Origin of the sequence: Ferrimonas balearica DSM 9799 (assembly GCF_000148645.1) — a bacterium.
In the GTDB taxonomy this organism is placed as follows: Bacteria; Pseudomonadota; Gammaproteobacteria; order Enterobacterales; family Shewanellaceae; genus Ferrimonas; species Ferrimonas balearica.
Window position 1 is genome coordinate 1636294 of the sequence record NC_014541.1, and the last position, 20842, is coordinate 1657135.

Genomic DNA, 20842 nt, shown 5'->3' on the forward strand with positions numbered 1-20842 from the left:
CATCAGCTGTGGGCGTGCTCCAGAATGGCGCGGCTGACGTCCAGTGTCAGGTCACCGGTTTCGGAGAGGGCCACCATGCCGTGGGCTTCCAGCGCCTGCACCACGCTGTCGATCTGGTCGCGGCCAATGCCGTAATCGGCCAGACGGGTTTTCACCCCCAGCGACTCGAAGAAGGCGCGGGTTTTGGCGATGGCCGCGTCGATGCGTTCATCGTCAGTGCCTTCGGTGATGTCCCACACCCGCTCGGCGTACTGCAGCAGCTTGGCGCGCTTTTTGTCCTTGCGCAGGGCCCACAGGGAGGGCAGCACGATGGCCAGGCTCTGGGCGTGATCAACGCCAAACAGGGCGGTGAGCTCGTGGCCAATCATGTGGGTGGCCCAATCGTGCGGTACGCCGGAACCGATAAAGCCGTTCAGGGCGCAGGTGGCGCTCCACATCAGGTTAGCGCGGGCGTTGTAGTTTTCCGGTTCCGCCAGAGTTACGGGGCCCACTTCGATGAGGGACTTCAGGATCCCCTCCGCGGTGCGGTCCTGCACCATGGCATCGGCGGGGTAGGTGACGTACTGCTCCACCACGTGAACAAAGGCGTCCACCACACCATTGGCCACCTGCACCGGCGGCAGGGAGAAGGTGAGGCTGGGGTCCAGTACCGAGAACTGCGGGAACAGCAGCGGGCTCATCACCGGGAACTTACCGCCCTGGTAGGACACCACGGCGCCCATATTCATCTCGGAACCGGTGGCGGGCAGGGTGGCGACGGTGGCCAGCGGCAGGGCGCGGTCGATGGGCAGCGGCGCAAAACCGTGCTGCAGCAGGGTGGCTTCATCGCCTTCAAACGGCACGGCAGCGGCGATGAACTTGGTGCCATCCATGACTGAGCCACCGCCAACGGCCAACAGAAAATCCACCTGCTCGTCGCGGGCAATGTGCACCGCTTTCATCAGGGTGTCGAACTGCGGGTTAGGCTCGATACCGGCAAACTCCACCACGGTGCGGTTACCGAGACCGGCCAGCACCTTGTCGAGGGTGCCGAAGCGCTTAACGCTGCCGCCACCGTAGAGCACCAGAACCTTGGCATCCTGGGGCACCAGTTGGTCCAGCTCAGCCAGACGGTCCTGGCCAAAGACGATGTGGGTGGGGTTGCGGTAATCAAAGTTCTGCATGAGATTGCCTCCGGGCGTTGAGTTGACTCCAGCTTAGCGTTTGCGGCGCAGGTTTAAATGGCACATACGGGCAAACTCTTGCCTAAAACGCTCACCGTGAACTTTTTTGTGCAATTGGCGGAGGGCTTGCCTTATGCTGGCTCCAATACACCAATTGTGGAGTTGTCCGGCCTGATGAACGCGCTTGCTCAAGCCCTTGCCCCTCTCGCCCACAGTGAGGGCGTCAATACTACGCCCCTGCCCGGGGTCTGGATCTTTAAGGCCAGCGAATCCCGTCCGCGGGAACCGCTCTGCTACAGCCAGGGCATCATCATCATGGCTCAGGGCACCAAGCGGGTGCATCTGGATGAGCAGGTGTTTGAGTACAACCCGGACAACTATCTGGTGCTGACCCTGCCCATTCCTGCCGAGTGCGAAACCGTGGTAGAAGACGAGCCGATGCTGTCGCTGGTGGTGGACATCAACATCGGCGTGTTACACCAATTGGTGCGGCTGTTTGAGGAGCACCGGCAGGCGCCGGGCGAGGGCCGTATGGTGGAGGGGCGCAGCCTCTATGTCAGCCCGCTGGGCGAGAGTATGCAGGACAGCGCGGTACGGCTGGCGCAGGCGCTGGCGTCCCCGCTGCAGGCTGAGGCACTGGGGCCGGGACTGATCCAAAGCCTGCTCTACCACGCGTTGCAGGGCGAGCAGTCCGGCCCGTTATTTGCGTTGGCTCGTCACAACACCCATCTGGCCCGCCTGGAGCGTGCCCTGAGGCATATGCATGAGCATTACCAACAGAGCCTGGACATCGACCAGCTCGCAGCGATGGCCAACATGAGCCCCTCCACCTTTCACCGCAATTTTCGCCAGATGACGGCGTCATCACCGATTCAGTACCTGAAAAAGCTGCGCCTGACCCGCGCCCGCGAGTTGCTGCAGGATCGCGGACTGAAGGTGAAACAAGCGGCGGCCATGGTGGGTTATGAAAGCCCCACTCAGTTCAGCCGGGAGTTTAAGCGCTACTTCGGCGAAACGCCGCAACACTGGGCCGGGCAGGGCGCCTGACTCTGGAACAAGCGGTAGGGTAAAGGGGAGTGTGACGGGTCTCGCGCTATTGCGATGTTCACGCCCTGAGCAAGTGTAAAGATCGTTGCGGATGTAAATGCAAATAAATATCATCCGCAAGAATCAATTCGATACTGTTTTTTACTATGCCTGCCTACAAGCTGTCTCTTGCTCCCATTTCCGCTTTGTCGCTGTGGTTTACACCGGTTGTTGCTGCCAGTGAGCCGCCCAATGAAACCATGGTGGTCACCGCCTCGGGCTTTGAACAGGATGTGACTCAGGCCCCGGCCACCATCTCCGTGATTGGTCGTGAACAGTTTGAAAATCGGGCCTATCAGGACATCACTGACGTGCTGAAGGACGTGCCCGGCGTGGTTGTCACCGGGGGCGGCTCCCGTCAGGACATCAGCCTGCGCGGTATGCCCGCCCAGTACACCGCCATCCTGGTGGACGGGCGCAAACAGTCTGGGCGTGAATCCCAACCTAATGGCAGCGGTGGCTTTGAACAGGATTGGCTGCCGCCGCTGGACGCCATTGAGCGCATCGAAGTGGTGCGTGGCCCGATGTCCACGCTCTATGGCTCTGACGCCATCGGTGGGGTGATCAACATCATCACCCGCAAGGATTACGACCAATGGCAGGGCAACCTGCGGGTGGAAGCCACGCTGCAGGAGAACGCCGACTCCGGCAATCTCTACCAGGGCCAGCTGCGCGCCAGCGGACCGCTGATTGAAGGGCTGCTCAGCGCCAGCCTTTACGGCACGTATCAGGAACGCAAAGAGGACGACATCGAGCGGGGGTACAGCGGCAAGGTGCTGAACAACTACCGCGGCTCCGCCTATCTGACGCCGTCTGAGCAGGACACCTTTACCCTGGAGTTTGCCCATCAGGACCAGACCCGCGAATCCACCGCCGGGTTATCCCTGCCTGACCGCAACGACAGCAGCCAAACCGAGAACCGCCACCAGAGCTGGTCGCTGGCCCATGAGGGGCGCTATGACAGTGTGATGGGACAAAGCTACCTGCAGCAGGAATCCACTGAGAATCTGGGGCGGGACATCACCATCACCAATTTCACCGCCAACAGCCAATGGACCCTGCCGCTGGACGCCCATTACCTGAGCCTCGGGGTGACCTGGCTGCGCAGCGAACTGGAGGACCACTCCACCAACATCAACGGTTCACAGACCGAGATCAGTAACGACCAGTGGTCGCTGTTTGCCGAAGACGAGTGGCTGATGCTGGATAACTTTGCCCTGACCGTCGGCGTGCGGGTGGATGACAATGAGCAGTTTGATCTGCATGTCAGTCCCCGTATTTATGGGGTCTGGAGCCTCAATCATGCTTGGACGCTGAAGGGTGGGGTATCCACCGGTTACCGTGCTCCCGAGCTGCGCGAGATGGCGCCGGGCTGGGTGCAGGTGAGCTCAGGTGGCGACATCTACGGTAATCCGGAACTGAAGCCTGAGGTCTCTCTCAATAAAGAGATCAGCCTGCTGTACGCCGGTGAGCGCGGTCTGCAATCCAGCGTCACCCTGTTCCACAACGACTTCGAAGACAAGGTCACACTGGTGTCGTGCGACGCCGAGCGTTGCGGCGGCGATCCCGATGCCCGTCAGAACATCAATATCGACGAAGCGGTGATCTACGGCGCCGAGGCCGCGCTGGCGGTTGACCTGTTGGACAACCTCAGCCTGAGTGCCTCTTACACCTTTACTGAGTCTGAGCAGCGCTCCGGCGAGTTTGAAGGGCGCCCACTGACCCAGATCCCCCGTCATGTGTTCAGCACCAATCTGCAGTGGCGCCCCACCGAAACCCTGGGGGCCTGGGGCCGCGTTAACTTCCGTGGTGAAGAGAGCCAGCCGGTAAATGACTCCCGTCGGGCCATTGTGGCGCCCTCCTATGGTGTGCTCGATATCGGTGGCGACTGGCAGGTCACGTCCCGGGTAAAGCTGATGCTCGGCATCTACAACCTGACCGACAAAGCCATCGACTACGACAACTACGGCTACGTGGCCGATGGCCGCCGCTACTGGCTGGCCGTTAACACCGAATTCTGAACCGGACCATGAACATGATGATGAAGATGACCCGTCCCTGGCTGCTGACTCCGATCTTGGCCGCACTGACCCTGGCCCCGGCGCAGGCAGAGCCCGCACTCAATGCCCAGCAGATGGCCGAGCGAGGCCTGCTGCACGCGGATACGTTCAGTGGCATGGCCAATATCTGTGACCTGAGCAAGCCACTGAAAGTGGCCGGGCAGCGCCCGAAAAGTGGCGCGGATGGTACGTCCCGCCCGAAGCGGGAAAAGCGCCAGCGTCGCGATATCGCCCCCACCCAGGTGTTCGATAACCTTTACTACGTGGGCACCGGCTCCGTCGCCAGTTGGGTTTTGCAAACCTCTGAAGGACTGATCCTGATCGACGCGCTCCACAACAACGGCGAAGCGGAAGCCTATATTGAGGCGGGGCTGCGCACTCTGGGGCTGGACCCCAATGACATTAAGATCCTGCTGGTGACCCATGGGCATGGCGACCACTACGGCGGCCAGGAGTATCTGGTGAAGCACTACCAGCCAAAGGTGGTGATGAGCGAGGCAGAGTGGCGCTATCTGGAGCAGCCGGTGCTGCCGGTCACCAATCCGCGCTGGGGCAAGCCGCCGCAGCGGGATGTGTCGGTCAACGATGGCGATACCCTCACCCTGGGTGACACCACCATTGCGCTGTATGTCACGCCCGGCCACTCCGATGGCACCCTGTCTTTGGTGTTTCCGGTACAGGACAACGGCACCACACACATCGCGTCGTTGTGGGGGGGAACGGGCCTGAACTTCGGCCCGATCGAGTCGCAGTTGATGCAGTACTCCGAGAACGCGGAGCGCTTCCGCCAGATTGCCATCACCGCCGGGGCAGACGTTTTTCTCTCCAACCACCCGACCCGGGATGTCACCGCCGAACGCCTGCCGATGCTGGCGCAACGCGAAGTGGGCGAAGCACACCCCTTTGTGCTGGGGGTGGAGCGGGCCAACCAGGTGTATGAGCTGCTGCGTGATTGCAGCCACGCCCAGGCCCTGAAAATTCAGGAATCGCGGCGCTAACGTTTTCAACCGATGCGTTTTCAACAAACGCGCCACCAATAAAAACGCCCCGTTACGGGGCGTTTGGGGTTGCTCACGGCGCGTCGGGTGTCATTCGGTGGACACCGTCAGGTTGGTGGTGTTGCGCTCGGTTTTGATGCGGGGCGCGTCAAATCGGTCCAGCGTCATCACCTTATGCCAGGCCCGGCCAAAGTCCTCAACAAACTGGGCTTTGGCGTCGTCGGCGGCGTAGAACTCCGCCAGTGCCCGCAATTCGGAGTTGGAGCCAAACACCAGGTCCACCGGGGTGGCGGTCCATTTCACCTTACCGCTGCTGCGGTCCACTCCCTCGTACAACGCCTCGCCCGCTTTCTGCCAGCGGGTGTCCATGTCCAGCAGATTGACGAAGAAGTCGTTGGACAGGGTGCCGGGGGCGTCGGTGAGTACACCATGGCGGCTGCCATCGCTATTGGCGTCCATGCTGCGCATGCCCGCCACCAGTACCGACATTTCCGGGGCGCTCAGGGTCAGCAGGCTGGCCTTGTCCACCAGGGCGGCAGTGGGGGGCAGTCGCGCATCGTCGCCATAGTAGTTGCGGAAACCATCAGCGCTCGGCTCCAGGAAGGCAAAGGAGATCTCGTCGGTTTGGTCGGCTGAGGCATCGGCCCGGCCCGGCCGGAACGGCACGGTGAGTTCATAACCGGCGTCCTTGGCCGCTTTCTCAACCGCTGCGTTACCCGCCAGCACAATCAGGTCAGCCAGGGAGATGGGCGTTTCAGTGTTCTGCTCGTTAAACGAGGAACGGATCCCCTCCAATGTGGCCAGCACCTGAGCCAACTCTTCCGGACGGTTGACCGGCCAATCCTTTTGCGGTGACAGGCGCAGTCGTGCACCGTTGGCACCACCCCGCATGTCGGTTCCCCGGAAGGTGGACGCGGAGGCCCAGGCGGTACGCACCAGCATCGGTACGGTCAAGCCGGACTCCAGCACCCGTTGCTTCAGGGCGGTGGCGTTGGCTTCGCTGATCAGGTCATGCTCCACCTTGGGGATAGGGTCCTGCCAGATGAGGATGGTTTCGGGCACTTCGGCGCCCAGGTAACGGGCGCGAGGGCCGAGATCCCGATGGGTCAGCTTAAACCAGGCCTTGGCAAAGGCTTGCTGGAACGCTTCCGGGTCTTTCTGGAAGCGCATTGAAATCTCCCGGTAGGCGGGGTCGAACTTCAGCGCCAGATCGGTGGTGAACATGATCGGAGCATGGCGCTTGTTGCTGTCGAACGCGTCCGGCACCAGATTGGCGGCGTTGGGGTCATCGGGGATCCACTGCACCGCGCCTGCCGGACTCTTGGTTTGCACCCACTCGAAGGCAAACAGGTTGTCGAGATACTGGCTGCTCCACTGAGTCGGAGTCACCGACCAGGCCCCCTCCAGACCACTGGTAATGGTGTCCTCTCCATTGCCGGAGCCGCACTTGTTGGTCCAGCCAAAGCCCTGCTCTTCAATGCCGGCGGCGGCAGGCTCGGGGCCGACGCAATCCTCGGGGCTGCGGGCACCGTGGGCTTTACCAAAGGTGTGGCCACCGGCGATCAGCGCCACGGTTTCCTCATCGTTCATCGCCATCCGGCCAAAGGTTTCGCGGATGTCGCCCGCCGCAGCGAGAGGATCCGGGTTGCCGTTGGGCCCTTCGGGGTTCACGTAGATCAATCCCATCTGTACCGCGGCCAGCGGGTTCTCCAGTTGGCGGTCACCGCTGTAGCGTTTGTCATCCAGCCATTGGGTTTCCGGACCCCAATACACCTTGTCGGCTTCCCAGTCATCTTCACGTCCACCGGCGAAGCCGAAAGTGGCAAAGCCCATCGACTCCAGCGCCACGTTACCGGTCAGCACCATCAGGTCGGCCCAGGACAGACTGCGGCCGTATTTCTGTTTGACCGGCCACAGCAGGCGTCGGGCTTTATCCAGGTTGGCGTTATCGGGCCAGCTGTTGAGGGGTTCAAACCGCTGTTGGCCGCCACCGGCGCCTCCCCGGCCATCGGCCACCCGATAGGTGCCGGCACTGTGCCACGCCATGCGGATAAAGAACGGGCCATAGTGGCCGTAATCCGCGGGCCACCAATCCACCGAGGTGGTCATAACCTTGGCGATGTCCTGTTTGACGGCGGCCAGATCCAGCTGGCTGAAGGCTTCGGCGTAGTGAAAGTCATCGTCCAGCGGGCTGGATCCGGACTGATGCTGACGCAGTGGGGTCAGGTCGAGTTGTTCCGGCCACCAGAACTGGTTGGACTTGGCCATATCGGCGTTGCCGAGCGCCGAGCCCGACAGTCCGGCTAACAACGTTGCGGTCACGGCGACCGAGCAAGAGAGTAAACGCATGGTGTGCTCCTCACGAATGGGTACCGCTTAGGTATAGTTGAAAGCGTTTAAATCGAACGGGAACAATCGACTCGAATAATCAATTGCCCTCTTCGGCTTTTTGAATTGCGTTTCTTGCGAGTGGGTCTGACTGACAGTCGAACAGAAGTGCACGGGCGCACGGTTTTGTAAAAGCCACTGGTGTAAAGTTGCCATCCCTTTGTTTTGCTTTGGTCCCTATGTTTACCTCACGCACTCGCCTTCCACATTTTGCTTGGCCCGCCAGCCCGGTTTTCCAGGTTGGGGCGTTGGTGGTGGTGCTGTTTCTGGTGCAGTGGGTGCCAGCAGAGGTTTGGGCGGCGTATCCGGAACTGGCGATTACCCAGCGATTCCTCTGTGATGTGGCACCGCGCATCCTGTTGCTGTGCCTGATGTTGGCGCTGGTGCTGCACCTGCTGGAGCGGTCACTGTACAAGCACCTGCAACGGGGTGGGGCGGTCAGGCTGCCCTTCAGCCTCAGTACCGGCCTGTTTGTGGTGCTGTTCGGTTGCAGCAAGCTGCTGATGCTGGTGCAGAGCCGCATCGATCAGTTCACCCGCGGCCAGCGGTTGGCGTTGTTGACCATTGCGCTCTCCAGTGCGGGTGGCCTTTCCAGCCTGGCGCTCTCCGCAGTGGGCTATCCGCTGTACCAGTTGCTGCTGGCCAACCTGTTGTTGACCGCGCTGATGACCCTGATGATGCTGCCGCTGATGGGGGGCGGACGTCAGGACAATCTGCTGCTGCGTCCGGATAACGACACCCCTTTTAGAACCCGTTGCCTCGCGTTTCTGTCCGGCGGCAGCAAGTTGGTGGTGAACATGACTCTGGTGATCTCGGTGATGGAGTCGCTGCTGCAACGCTACCCCCTCGACAGCGTCAGTGTGAACCGGCTGGTGTGGTTGCCCGAGCGCTTCTTTACCGCCCTGGGGTTCAGCCCGGAATACACGCAGGCGCTGGCCTATCACTGGGTGGTGAAAAATCTGGTGAACCGGGATATGGCGATGATTGGCCTGGCGGAAGAGGGCTGGCTGTTCCAGATGCCAACGATAGAGCAGTTTCTGGTGGTGACCCAGTTTGTCAGCATCGTCGGGGTCAGCACGGTGCTGATCATCGGCCTGAACATCATCGCCATGTTTGGCCGCAAGGGCTGGCCGCTGTTCCGGCTGATGCCGCTGGCGGTGGTGCTGTCGACCCTGCTGCCGCTGGTGCCGGTGTTGCTGCTGACCGGCTGGCGCTGAGCCCACGGGCGAGCGGCGATTCGCAGCGCAGACAGCCCGGGCGGTCCCCGATTTGAGAGACAAAAAAAGCGGCCCTAAGGCCGCTTTTTTCGTGTCTGGGTATCACACCCGGGTCACGTCAACGTAGAGCTTGAGGCGTTGGCCCGGTTGCAGGTACTTCTGGCCCTGCAGTTGGTTCCAGCGCACCAGGTCTTTCACCGTCACGTTGAAACGCTGGCCGATGCGGGCCAGAGAGTCACCGCTGCGCACGGTGTAGGTGATCTGGCGCATCACCGAGCTCTTGGTCTGGGTTTCGCTCACGCGGTTTACCCAAATTACCAACTTGCGTCCGGGGCGCAGGGTATCGCTCGGTGCCATGCCGTTCCAGCTGGCCAGTTGAGCCACGGTGACGTTGTTGGCGCGGGCGATGGTCCACAGGGACTCACCGGAGCGCACGGTGTGCTCCGTCTTGTAGTCTGCACGTTTGCTGGACTGCTGGCGGGCCAGACGCTGATCAGCGCTGAACTCGTAGTCTTCCGGATCCTTGGCCGCCACTGGGATCAGCAGGGCCTGGCCCACGCGGATCAGGTTGCCATCCAGCTTGTTGACCGACTGAATCACGCCAACACGGGTGTGGTACTTCTGCGCGATAACGCCCAAAGAGTCACCCGGTTTCACGGTATAGCGCACCCAGTTAACCCGCTTGGCGGAATCGGTGTCCGCCAGGGCCACGATAAAGCCATCGGCTTTTTCAACCGGCAGCAGCAGGGTGTGCGGGCCATCCGGCGCGGTGGACCAACGGTTGTATCCGGGGTTGAGCTTATGCAATTCGCCCACGGACATGTCCGCCAGATCCGCAGCGAAGGAGAGATCAATCTGGGAGCCCGCGTCCACCAGCTTCAGCGCCGGCTCATTCGGGATCGGATTCAGTTTGATGCCGTACTCGTCCGCGTTCTTGATCACGTCGGCCAGTGCCAGCAGCTGCGGCACGTAGCGCTCGGTCTCGCTGGGCAGATTCAGGGCGAAGTAGTCGGTCGGCTTACCCGCTTTCTTATTGTTGCGGATGGCACGGAATACCCGGCCTTCGCCGGTGTTGTAGGCGGCCAGTGCGTAGTACCAGTCGTTATGCAGCTTGTCGTGCAGGTACTCCATCATGTCCATGGCGGCGACGGTGGAGGCGTACACATCGCGACGGCCGTCGTACCACCAGTTCTGCTCCAGGCCAAAGTGGCGGCCCATCGGCGCGGTGAACTGCCAGATCCCGGCGGCGGCACCGTGGGAGTAAGCGAACACGTCGAAGGAGCTTTCCACGATCGGCAGCAGGGCCAGCTCGATAGGCAGGTCGCGCTTCTCAATCTCCTCAACAATCAGATACATGAACGGCGCAGCGCGCTGAGAGATGATGTTGAGGTGATTGGGGTTGTTCAGATACCACTTGCGGAAGCGTTCAACCCGGGCGTTGTCCGGGACGTCCATCGCCATCTGCGAGCGGATCCGCTCCCACACATCGGTGGGCGGCGGGGGCAGGGCGGGCTCTGCCGGTTTCGCTGCAACGGCAGCGTCCGGTGCCGGGCTGGCCTTGGCGGCATCCTGCTCCGGCTGGTTTGATTCAGGCTGGCTGGCCAGATTCAGACTCTGACAGCCGGTCAGCATCAAGGCTATGGCCAGGGCAGGCAGTGTTTTTTTCATTGGTCAATCGCTCTAATTAGCCAATTCTCAGACCGAAGGATCCCTTTCAGTCGGCACAAAAAGGCGCACAGTGTACCCGTTTTGTCAGAACTTGTCTTTCCAGTGACGCAGGGCTGCAAAGCGCGCCACACTATCGGATTCTGTGCCCTCTCGTTGGCTCAGGGCGGCCTTGACTGCGGCGGTATCGACCCGCAGGAAAGGATTGATGGCCCGCTCCTGGCCAATGGTGCTAGGCAGTGTCGGCAGCCCTGCCGCGCGCTGCGCCTCGCACCAGCGCCGATATTCCAACAGCGCCTCGTTGTCTGGCTCGACGGCACTGGCAAACGCCAGATTGGCCAGAGTGTACTCATGGGTGCAGAACACCCGGGTGTCCGCTGGCAAAGCGGCCAGCTGCGACAATGAGCTGTGCATCTGGGCGGCGGTGCCCTCAAACAGGCGGCCACAGCCGCCGCTGAACAGGGTGTCGCCACAGAACACCGCATTGTCGACGCAGTAACCCAGGTGATCGAGGGTGTGTCCGGGCAGGGCGATAACCTCCGCCGTCACCCCCAATCCGTCCAGTTCGACCTGTTGGCCGTGCTGAACACGCTGGGTCAGGCCCTGGATAACCGGGTTATCCGGCCCGATGACGGGGATGGCTGCAAACGCGTTCCTTAACGTTTCAATGCCGTCGGTATGATCCCAATGATGATGGGTGATGAGGATGCCGCGCAGCTGCAGTTGCTGCTGCTCCAGGTGCGCCAGAACGGCGTCGGCGCTGCCGGGGTCCACCACCCAGGCCGCATTGTCACGATGTAAACACCAGATGTAATTGTCATTAAGTGCTGCAATTGGGGTGATCATCATCACAACGCGTTCCCATAAGAGTAGAGGATAGTGACCGGCTAGGTTACCTCAGAGCGAAATCAACCAAAAGGCGGTTGCTGGGTTGGGGTCAACTGGCTAGGCTAGGCAAAAAGGGCAACGGATAGGTGTAATGCTGCGTCCCGCGTACAGCGAATCCCCCATTGAGCCGCCGCCAAGCTGGCAGGCGCTGCCTTACGGGGACTGGTTAAAAGAGCAGGTGGAATCCGGCCTCGACGAGTGGTGGCCGCGCATCTTCGGTTATCACCTGCTGAAGCTCGGCCCGCTGGCCGACACGCTGCCCACCCGGCTGTGCCCGGTGCCGCATCAGTTCGGGCTGGCCCCGCAGCGGGGTTCGGTGCGCGCTGAGCTGACCCGCCTGCCACTGCAAAACGCCAGTATCGATGCCGCGCTGGTGCCGTTCTGTCTCGAATTTCAACAAGACCCCCACGCCCTGTTGCGGGAGCTGGACCGGGTGCTGATCTCCGGTGGTCACCTGGTTTTGGTGGGGTTCAGTGTGCTCAGCCCGCTGGCCTTCGGTTACCTGTGGCCGAAGCATCACCACCAATTTCCCTGGTCAGGGCGTTTATTTACCCCTGGCCGGGTTCACGACTGGCTCAGCCTGCTGGGCTATCGGGTGTTGAGTCACGAGAGTTTGGCCCACCACACGATGCTGTGGTCGCCGGAGAAGTTCCCAACCGCTCAGCGCTGGCTGGCGGATCTGGCCCCCGGGTTCGGCAGTGTGTACCTCATTGTGGCGCGTAAGATGGAAGCGCCGTTGACGCCGGCGCGTCAGCGTTGGCACCTGCGCCGTCCTCTGGTGGGCCAGCCGGTGCGTGAAGCGGTGGGACGGGAGAGCAAGCCCCAGGTGGCCGCGCGTCAGCGCAGCGACACCACCAAAGGGTAGGGGAGCGATTCAGCTTTTAAAGCCGCTGTCCGGCAACAGCTTGTCCCCCCCGGCCGCGGTGCGGGCCAGTTCATCGCAACGTTCGTTGTTCGGGTCACCGGCGTGGCCTTTCACCCAGTGCCAGTCAATCTCGTGACGGGCCACCTGTGCATCCAGTGCCTGCCAAAGGTCGACATTTTTCACCGGCTCTTTGGCGGCGGTTTTCCAACCGTTGCGCTTCCAGCCGTGGATCCACTGGGTTATGCCCTGGCGCAGGTACTGGCTGTCGGTGTACAGCGACACTTGGCAGGGTTCGGTCAGCAACGCCAGGCCCTGGAGGGCGGCCATCATCTCCATCCGGTTGTTGGTGGTGTGCTGGTATCCGTAACCAACTTCCTTGCGATGACGCTTGTAGATAAGGACAATGCCGTACCCGCCGGGGCCGGGATTGCCCAGGCAACTGCCATCGGTGTAAAGCGTTACGCGTTTTTTCTCTGCCATGCCCTTGCTACCATAACCAGCAAAGCGACCCTACTGGCCGCGAAAGCCGGACAGTATACCCATTTGTCTTGTCGGAAAAACTATGACTCAAGCTGCTGATCTGCGACAGATCGTGTTCGATACCGAAACCACTGGTATGAATCAGGGCGCCGGCCCTCACTACCTTGGCCACAAGCTGATTGAGATTGGCTGCGTTGAACTGATCAATCGTAAGCCCACCGGCCGCACCTATCACGTCTACATCCAGCCGGACCGCCCGGTGGATGAAGAGGCGATTCAGGTGCACGGCATCACCGATGAGTTTCTGGTCGGTAAGCCCCGTTTTGGGGAGATCGCCGAAGAGTTTTTCGAGTTCATTCGCGGCGCAGAGCTGATCGCACACAACGCGAACTTCGATATCGGCTTTATCGACTACGAGTTCGAGATGCTGGGCCGTTTTGGCAAGCTAGAAGACCACTGCAGCCTGGTGGACACCCTGCAACTGGCCCGGGAGAAGAAAAACCGCGGCGAGATCCAGGGCAACCTCAACCTGGATGCCTTGTGTCGTTTCTACGGCATCGACAACTCCCATCGTACCCTTCACGGCGCATTGTTGGATGCCGAGATCCTGGCGGACGTGTTCCTCTACATGACCGGTGGCCAGGTGAAGATGAACTTTGGCTCCGGTGACGGGGATGCCGGCGGCATTATCCGCCTGCCCGAAGATCGTCGTCGCACTAAAGTCGTGCTCGCTACGGCCGATGAACTGGACAACCACACTAAGCGCATGGAGCTGGTTTCAGATGCCATTTGGCTGCGCCACTGAACGACCGATGTCTCGCCTTATCAGGGCGTTTGGATTGACCGGATGGTTGGCTCTGTTCGCGTTTAGCGCTCAGGCGGAGCTGACCCCGCAAACCACCGAGTTACTGGATAACCGCTTTCGCATCGACCACGCGATTGACCAGATCACCATCCTGGCTCAGCGCGCGCCGGGCAGTGCCCCCGTGGTCGTGGTGAAGCCGGATGGCAGCAAATGGTATGCCCACCGTCACCCTGACAGCGTCACCTGGAACGCCACCCAAAGCAGCGACCTTATCCGCATCAACAACCCCACTCCCGGCCCGTGGCAGCTGGTTGGGGAGGTGGTGGATGGCTCTGAACTGCGGCTGATGAGTGAAGTGGCGCTGCGCCATGACCCGTTGCCGGAGCGGGTCTATCGCGGTGAGCGGGTAAAGCTGACCGCAGAGCTGCTGGGAGATGACGATCGCATCGTCATGCGTGACTTTGAGGCTCAGCTGGACTGGAGCATGAGCATCCGCAGCGCCAATCGCCCCGGCGATGAAAACTTCGGCGCCGGCCCCTTTATGATCGGCGCCTACCACGACGGTGGCAAAGGTCTGGATGAGGTGCCCCACGATGGCATCTTCACCTCCAATCTCGACTTCAACTACCCGGCGGGCCTCTATCGCTACAAGATGGCGGTCAGTAATGAGGTGTTCCACCGTGAACTGACCGGGGAGATCGAGATTCTCCCGCAACCGGTGCGCATCGCTCTGGTGGAACTGCCCAGCGGCGAAACCAACCACTCTGAACTGACCATTACCCTCGAGCCGGACGTGACGCCGGAGAACCTTCATCTGGACCTCGCCATTGAAACCCCGGACCAGAGTCGCTATCAGCTGTCGATAACACCGACTGAGCCGGTGCAGCAGATGCCGCTGCCCATGGTCAGTGCCTATGGCAACTACCGCATTGAGGGGGAGGCCGCTGGCACCCGCTACGACGGGGTCGAGTTTTTCCTGTCGTTGCCGGAGCTGGCGTTCTACGTCGCTCCGCCACCGCCGCCGCCGCTCTCCGCAGAGGAGATGGCCGCCATTGCCCTGCGCGAAGCCCAGGAGCGCGAAGCCAGTGCCCGAACCCGGGTGATCTGGACGGTGGGGGCGGTCAATATTCTTCTGCTGGTGGTGGGGGCTGCCATCCTGATTGTCTGGCGTAAACGTCAGCGCCTCTATCAGGAGTTGATGGCGATGCCGATCGAGCCTCAGGAACTGACGCCGGATCAGGTTGACCTGACCCAGTTTAGCCCGGACGACGGGGCCGGAACCCAGCGATAACAATTGCCTTTTTAGGGGTTTGGCGAAACTTTGTCTATTCAGACCATGTTTTTATAAAAATCGGTTGACGCTATCAGGCCCCGTCCGTAATATGCGCCTCGTTCTCGGGGCCAAGGGCAACGGGGGCGATAGCGCGGAGTGGTAGTTCAGTTGGTTAGAATACCGGCCTGTCACGCCGGGGGTCGCGGGTTCGAGTCCCGTCCACTCCGCCATTAATTTGCGACTTCTGATGTTTTCGGGAGTCAGGCGAGAGCAGCGCAAGCGCTGCGGGGTCGCGGCCGAAGCTCGGCGCGTTGAGTCCCGTCCACTCCGCCATTAATTTATGCTCCTCGGAGCAACAGGGCATCGGAATCGCAACCCGGTGAGCTGTCTAAACCAGTTTGGTGCGGAGTGGTAGTTCAGTTGGTTAGAATACCGGCCTGTCACGCCGGGGGTCGCGGGTTCGAGTCCCGTCCACTCCGCCATTAATTTGCGACTTCTGATGATTTCGGGAGTCAGGCGAGAGCAGCGCAAGCGCTGCGGGGTCGCGGCCGAAGCTCGGCGCGTTGAGTCCCGTCCACTCCGCCATTAATTTGCGCTCTTAGGAGCAACAGGGCATCGGAATCGCAACCCGGTGAGCTGTCTAAACCAGTTTAGTGCGGAGTGGTAGTTCAGTTGGTTAGAATACCGGCCTGTCACGCCGGGGGTCGCGGGTTCGAGTCCCGTCCACTCCGCCATTAATTTGCGCTCTTAGGAGCAACAGGGCATCGGAATCGCATCCCGATGAGCTGTCTAAACCAGTTTAGTGCGGAGTGGTAGTTCAGTTGGTTAGAATACCGGCCTGTCACGCCGGGGGTCGCGGGTTCGAGTCCCGTCCACTCCGCCATCTTTACGAGAAGCCTGTCCCGAAAGGGACAGGCTTTTTTGTGCTTGGAGCGCGGACGGTTCAGTGTTGCGTGATAGCGAGGTACCACAACCCATCCCTGGTGCCCCCCTCCGCTCGGCATCCCTGCCTCGCGCTCAAGTACTGCGTTGCTGCGCAACGGTCACTTTCGCCCACTCCGCCATCTTTACAAGAAGCCTGTCCCGAAAGGGACAGGCTTTTTTGTGCTTGGAGCGCGGACGGTTCAGTGTTGCGTGATAGGGAGGTACCACAACCCATCCCTGGTGCCCCCCTCCGCTCGGCATCCCTGCCTCGCGCTCAAGTACTGCGTTGCTGCGCAACGGTCACTTTCGCCCACGCCGCCATCTTTACGAGAAGCCTGTCCCGAAAGGGACAGGCTTTTTTGTGCTTGGAGCGCGGACGGTTCAGTGTTTCGTGATAGCGAGGTACCACAACCCATCCCTGGTGCCCCCCTCCGCTCGGTATCCCTGCCTCGCGCTCAAGTACTGCGTTGCTGCGCAACGGTCACTTTCGCCCACTCCGCCATCTTTACAAGAAGCCTGTCCCGAAGGGGACAGGCTTCTTTGTGCTTGGAGCGCGGACGGTTCAGTGTTGCGTGATAGGGACGTACCACAACCCATCCCTGGTGCACCCCTCCGCTCGGCATCCCTGCCTCGCGCTCAAGTACTGCGTTGCTGCGCAACGGTCACTTTCGCCCACGCCGCCATCTTTACAAGAAGCCTGTCCCGAAAGGGACAGGCTTTTTTGTGCTTGGAGCGCGGACGGTTCAGTGTTTCGTGATAGCGAGGTACCACAACCCATCCTTGGTGCCCCCTTCCGCTCGGCATCCCTGCCTCGCGCTCAAGTACTGCGTTGCTGCGCAACGGTCACTTTCGCCCACTCCGCCATCTTTACAAGAAGCCTGTCCCGAAGGGGACAGGCTTCTTTGTGCTTGGAGCGCGGACGGTTCAGTGTTGCGTGATAGGGACGTACCACAACCCATCCCTGGTGCACCCCTCCGCTCGGCATCCCTGCCTCGCGCTCAAGTACTGCGTTGCTGCGCAACGGTCACTTTCGCCCGCGCCGCCATCTTTACAAGAAGCCTGTTCCGAAAGGGACGGGCTTTTTGTGCTTGGAGCGCGGACGGTTCAGTGTTTCGTGATAGCGAGGTACCACAACCCATCCCTGTGGGATCCCTCCTGTCGGCATCCTTGTCTCTACCTCACCGAACTGCGATGCGTTGCATTGGTTCCGGTTCGCCCCCTGTGGGATCCCTCCCGTCGGCATCCCTGCCTTCACCTCGCCGGAAGGCGGTAGCTTGCATCAGTAAGTGGCTCTGGCTGCTCTGGCCGGAAAATTTCCCGACAGATCGAGTTGATATGGCCGCTGTTGTGACTAAGGTTTAGAGCGGACCCAAGGCCGTAACGGGGGACCATACCAGCGCAGAAGCGCTGCGATCAGACCATATGGAGGTGGTCAATGAAGGTGAGGGCCAAGGTCACCATCTTATTTTCGTTTTTGCTCACCGCAGCAATTGCCAACACCTACTTTATCTTCGCGCTGGATCAGCAAGGCGAGGAGAAGCGGCGTAGGGTGGCCCATACCCATGAGGTGATTCTCGAATCGGAACGCCTGTTGGGGCACCTTGTTGATGCGGAAACCGGCCAGCGTGGCTACCTGCTCACCGCGAATGCGGCCTACCTGGCTCCCTACCATCGAGCCCTGAGCGCCATCTCCACCAAACAGAATCGGCTGAGTTTCCTCACCGCAAAGGATCCACAGCAGCAGGCGCTATTGCGGCAGATTGACCGCAGCATAGCCCTCCAGCTGCAGGAGCTGAAGGCCACTATCGAGCTCAATGCTGCCGGTGAGCAGACCATCGCCATGAAGGTGATGTCGTTAAATCAGGGCAAATACTTTATGGACGACATTCGCCGCCAGATGCGCCGCTTTGCCAGCCACGAGCGGGAACAGTTGGCGCTGCATCAGGGCGAATTCAACCAGTACCGGGTGGAGATTAAGACCCTGATCTACGCCGAGTTCGTGTTCTTTATCTGTCTGGCGCTATTCACCTTTTTCTTTCTGCGCAACAGCCTGTTCTCGCGCCTGTCGGTGTTGTTGAACAGCGTTGAGAAGATCAAAGACGGCAAGGTCGTCAGTCAGGCGGAGTTGCAGTCAAACGATGAGATCAGCCTGCTGATGGATGCCTTTGTGGACCTCAGCTATCGGGTGAACCAGCGTGAGCGGGTGCTGGAGTTTAAGGCCCATCACGATGAGCTGACCGGTTTGAAGAATCGACTGGCGCTGCGGGAGGATCTCGAAACGGCGCTGGAGCAACTGAAGCAGGACAAACTGGCGTTGCTCTTTATTGACGTCAATGGACTTAAAAGCCTGAACGACAGCAAAGGTCACGATTATGGTGATGCCTTGCTGTGTGAAACCGCCTGTCGCCTGCAGGCCAGCGTCCGGGACACCGACGTGGTTTATCGCATCGGCGGTGACGAGTTTATCGTCCTGTTGAAACACATTAAGGCGGTGTCGGACGTCGACCGTGTGCTGAGCAAGATGCACCGCAGCTTTATCAAACCCATGACCTACAACGGTGCCATCGTGCCCCTGTCCGCCAGTGTGGGCATTGCCATTGCCCCGGACGATGCCGCCACCGCTGAAGCGCTGATCACCTTTTCTGATAGCGCGATGTATCACGCCAAGCTCAGCGGCAATGCGGGATTCCGCTATCACCGGCCCTCTTAGTTGGACCAATGCAAACGGCGCTTCATCGGCCAGATGGATCGCACTGCAGATAACGTGGGCTTATCGCCTACGGACGGTGCCTGTGAATCTGTGATGAACCAAAAAAAGCCCGCTATTACAGCGGGCTTTTTGTGTTGTGCACTGAGGCCATCAGCCAAGCTGGGCGATGGAGGGTTTCAGCATCACTTCGGGGTCCAGCAGGCGGTCCAGCTGTTCCTGGGTCAGCAGGCCCTCTTCCAGCACCAGCTCGACGATGCCCTGACCGGTTTGCAGGGCAGTCTTGGCCAGACGGGTGGTGTTCTCGTAGCCAATGTAGGGGTTGAGCAGAGTGGCCAGAGCCAGACTGTTGTTCACCAGCTGCTGACAGTGGTCCTTGTTGGCGGTGATGCCCACTACGCAGCGGGTGGTCAGCATCGCCATGGCGTCGCTCAGCATCTTGGTGGAGTTCAGCAGGTTGTAGGTGATCAGCGGCTCCATGGCGTTCAGCTGCAGCTGACCCGCCTCAGCGGCCATGGTCACGGCCAGGTCATTACCAATCACCTGGAACGCGGTTTGGTTAACCGCTTCCGGGATCACCGGGTTGACCTTGCCGGGCATGATGGAGGAACCGGGCTGCATCGCCGGCAGGTTGATCTCGTTAAAGCCGCAGCGCGGGCCACTGGAGAGCAGGCGCAGGTCGTTACAGATCTTGGACAGCTTCACCGCGATGCGGCGCAGGATGCCGGAGTAGAGCACAAACGCGCCCATATCCACGGTGGCTTCCACCTTGTCACTGGCGCTCTTCATCTCCACTTTGGCGATGTCGGTCAGGTGACGGATGGCGGCGTCAGCGTAATCCGGATGGGCGTTAATGCCGGTACCGATGGCGGTGCCGCCGAGGTTCACTTCGGCCAGCAGCTTGGCCGCTTCGCGCAGGCGGTCGATGTCTTCAGCGAGGGTGTGAGCAAAGGCGCGGAACTCCTGACCCAGTGTCATCGGCACCGCATCCTGCATCTGGGTACGGCCCATCTTGAGCACGTCATCAAACTCGTCACCCTTGCGCTGCAACGCTTCCACCAGGTCGGTGATGGCGTCGATCAGCGGCTGGCTGGCGAAGATCACCGCCAGACGCACCGCAGTCGGGTAGGCGTCGTTGGTGGACTGGGCCAGGTTGACGTGGTTGTTGGGGTGCAGCTGGGCGTAGTTGCCCTTGGCGTAGCCGAGGATCTCGAGGCCGCGGTTGGCGATCACCTCGTTGGCGTTCATGTTGGTGGAGGTGCCGGCGCCCCCTTGAATCAGGTCAACGATAAACTGGTCGTGCCATTGGCCTTCGATGATCTCCTGACAGGCCGCCACGATGGCATCGTGGTGGTGCTGGCTCAGGACGCCAACTTCCAGGTTGGCTTTGGCCGCGGCCATTTTTACCATGGCCAGGGCATTCACCAACTGCGGGAAATGGCTGATCGCCACGCCGGTAATATTAAAGTTTTCCTTGGCGCGCTGAGTCTGAATGCCGTAGTAGGCGGTGTGGGGTACCTGGGCATCGCCCAGCAGATCGTGTTCGATCCGAAAAGCAGAGTTGTGGTTCATTTTTTATTTACATCAATATGAGGCCGGGGGAGAGGCCTAATAAAGAGAAACCGCGCTCGGCTGAACGCGGCTGGGAAATTAACGGCGACTGTCGAGGTCGACCATGGTCACCAGCAACTCCTGGTAACTCATGTCCAGATCCTTGGCCAGGTTGATCAACTTGGCTTTGTAGGTCTGCACTTGCTCCTGCTTCTTGGCGGCCTCACGGCGCTCATTCAGCATCTCGTCAATCACTTCCTTGAAGGTTTCGAGCTGCTTGTCCGACCATGCCAGCTCGTTCAGAAACGCGCGCATCTGCGATTTAGACCGGGTGGCAGAGTTCAATTCACCCGCCTTGCTTGGTTTTTCTTGTTCCAGTTCAACTAACGCGGATCGAAAAGCGGCTTCCAGCTGGGCATTGCTCATAGAGTCAGGGCTCTCTTTTTCAATAAGAAATGAGGTACTTGGTCTTCCATGACTCTAATTGTAGTTGGCTTCCTGCCTGAATATAGGTCAAGTATCATAAAGCAGTTTATTTGATGCGCAACGCTTTATTAGCGCCAACCCATGCGCCACAGGTCGGAATCTTCCAGTGATTCGCGCGCCAACTCAAACTCCCGGCCGTTGTGTACGCCCTGAAGCACCACCTTTGTCACCTCTCCCTGGGAATCGGTCAGGGTGCCAGTGACCACAAAGTGCGTTTCATCGTGAAAGTGGGCATTGCTGGTCCACTTTGACAGCAGCAGGTCTTTGGATGAGAACACGTTCATGG

The 20842-nt window shown here is 60.3% G+C and carries 16 protein-coding genes and 4 tRNA genes; 12 read left to right on the forward strand and 8 right to left on the reverse strand.

The annotated features are described in order from the left end of the window. Window positions 1-2: 2 nt before the first annotated feature. Window positions 3-1163, reverse strand: coding sequence for an iron-containing alcohol dehydrogenase (locus FBAL_RS07415; protein ID WP_013344969.1), 1161 nt, complete (start codon window positions 1161-1163; stop codon window positions 3-5). Window positions 1164-1337: 174 nt separating this feature from the next. On the opposite strand from FBAL_RS07415, the gene FBAL_RS07420 reads away from it, so the two are divergent. From FBAL_RS07420 to FBAL_RS07430, 3 genes are all read left to right on the forward strand, one after another. Next, window positions 1338-2210, forward strand: coding sequence for an AraC family transcriptional regulator (locus FBAL_RS07420; protein WP_041251221.1), 873 nt, complete (start codon window positions 1338-1340; stop codon window positions 2208-2210). Window positions 2211-2356: 146 nt separating this feature from the next. Then, the gene (locus FBAL_RS07425; RefSeq protein ID WP_013344971.1) at window positions 2357-4270 is read left to right on the forward strand and encodes a TonB-dependent receptor domain-containing protein; all 1914 of its coding nucleotides are present in this window, start codon (window positions 2357-2359) and stop codon (window positions 4268-4270) included. A 14-nt stretch (window positions 4271-4284) separates the two neighbouring features. Then, window positions 4285-5307: an MBL fold metallo-hydrolase gene (locus FBAL_RS07430; RefSeq protein WP_013344972.1), complete on the forward strand. Its 1023-nt coding sequence runs from the start codon at window positions 4285-4287 to the stop codon at window positions 5305-5307. 90 nt (window positions 5308-5397) lie between these two features. On the opposite strand, the gene katG is transcribed toward FBAL_RS07430, so the two are convergent. Then, window positions 5398-7656 (reverse strand): catalase/peroxidase HPI, encoded by a 2259-nt coding sequence (gene katG / locus FBAL_RS07435; protein WP_013344973.1) that lies wholly within the window; start codon window positions 7654-7656, stop codon window positions 5398-5400. Window positions 7657-7946: 290 nt separating this feature from the next. On the opposite strand from katG, the gene FBAL_RS07440 reads away from it, so the two are divergent. After that, window positions 7947-8912, forward strand: coding sequence for a hypothetical protein (locus FBAL_RS07440; protein WP_148226715.1), 966 nt, complete (start codon window positions 7947-7949; stop codon window positions 8910-8912). Between the two features lie 102 nt (window positions 8913-9014). Here FBAL_RS07440 and FBAL_RS07445 read toward each other — a convergent pair whose 3' ends face one another. Both FBAL_RS07445 and gloB read right to left on the reverse strand, forming a co-directional pair. Next, window positions 9015-10580, reverse strand: coding sequence for a LysM peptidoglycan-binding domain-containing protein (locus FBAL_RS07445; RefSeq protein WP_013344975.1), 1566 nt, complete (start codon window positions 10578-10580; stop codon window positions 9015-9017). Between the two features lie 84 nt (window positions 10581-10664). Continuing rightward, a complete protein-coding gene (gene gloB, locus FBAL_RS07450; protein WP_013344976.1) occupies window positions 10665-11426 on the reverse strand; it encodes a hydroxyacylglutathione hydrolase in 762 nt (253 codons plus the stop codon). Between the two features lie 130 nt (window positions 11427-11556). On the opposite strand from gloB, the gene FBAL_RS07455 reads away from it, so the two are divergent. After that, window positions 11557-12330 carry a methyltransferase domain-containing protein gene (locus FBAL_RS07455; protein WP_013344977.1) on the forward strand — a complete coding sequence of 258 codons (774 nt, stop codon included), beginning with the start codon at window positions 11557-11559 and terminating at the stop codon, window positions 12328-12330. Between the two features lie 9 nt (window positions 12331-12339). Here FBAL_RS07455 and rnhA read toward each other — a convergent pair whose 3' ends face one another. Continuing rightward, entirely contained in the window at window positions 12340-12810 is a 471-nt protein-coding gene (gene rnhA / locus FBAL_RS07460) for a ribonuclease HI (RefSeq protein WP_013344978.1), read from the reverse strand. Between the two features lie 82 nt (window positions 12811-12892). Here rnhA and dnaQ point away from each other — a divergent pair, with 82 nt between their 5' ends. From dnaQ to FBAL_RS07495, 7 genes are all read left to right on the forward strand, one after another. Continuing rightward, window positions 12893-13615 carry a DNA polymerase III subunit epsilon gene (dnaQ, locus tag FBAL_RS07465; protein ID WP_013344979.1) on the forward strand — a complete coding sequence of 241 codons (723 nt, stop codon included), beginning with the start codon at window positions 12893-12895 and terminating at the stop codon, window positions 13613-13615. A 7-nt stretch (window positions 13616-13622) separates the two neighbouring features. Further along, on the forward strand, window positions 13623-14906 hold the full coding sequence (locus FBAL_RS07470; protein WP_171814256.1) for a TIGR03503 family protein: 1284 nt from the start codon (window positions 13623-13625) through the stop codon (window positions 14904-14906). Between the two features lie 135 nt (window positions 14907-15041). Further along, window positions 15042-15118, forward strand: a tRNA-Asp gene (locus tag FBAL_RS07475). Window positions 15119-15293: 175 nt separating this feature from the next. Beyond that, window positions 15294-15370, forward strand: a tRNA-Asp gene (locus FBAL_RS07480). A gap of 175 nt (window positions 15371-15545) precedes the next feature. Next, window positions 15546-15622, forward strand: a tRNA-Asp gene (locus FBAL_RS07485). 72 nt (window positions 15623-15694) lie between these two features. Then, window positions 15695-15771 (forward strand) — tRNA-Asp (locus FBAL_RS07490). A 1476-nt stretch (window positions 15772-17247) separates the two neighbouring features. Next, on the forward strand, window positions 17248-18522 hold the full coding sequence (locus tag FBAL_RS07495; RefSeq protein WP_013344982.1) for a diguanylate cyclase domain-containing protein: 1275 nt from the start codon (window positions 17248-17250) through the stop codon (window positions 18520-18522). Between the two features lie 150 nt (window positions 18523-18672). Here FBAL_RS07495 and FBAL_RS07500 read toward each other — a convergent pair whose 3' ends face one another. The 3 genes from FBAL_RS07500 to FBAL_RS07510 form a co-directional block, all read right to left on the reverse strand. After that, window positions 18673-20091 carry an aspartate ammonia-lyase gene (locus FBAL_RS07500; protein WP_013344983.1) on the reverse strand — a complete coding sequence of 473 codons (1419 nt, stop codon included), beginning with the start codon at window positions 20089-20091 and terminating at the stop codon, window positions 18673-18675. A 78-nt stretch (window positions 20092-20169) separates the two neighbouring features. Next, window positions 20170-20385: a hypothetical protein gene (locus FBAL_RS07505; protein ID WP_148226716.1), complete on the reverse strand. Its 216-nt coding sequence runs from the start codon at window positions 20383-20385 to the stop codon at window positions 20170-20172. A gap of 239 nt (window positions 20386-20624) precedes the next feature. Further along, window positions 20625-20840: a TIGR02450 family Trp-rich protein gene (locus FBAL_RS07510; RefSeq protein ID WP_013344985.1), complete on the reverse strand. Its 216-nt coding sequence runs from the start codon at window positions 20838-20840 to the stop codon at window positions 20625-20627. Window positions 20841-20842: the final 2 nt, after the last annotated feature.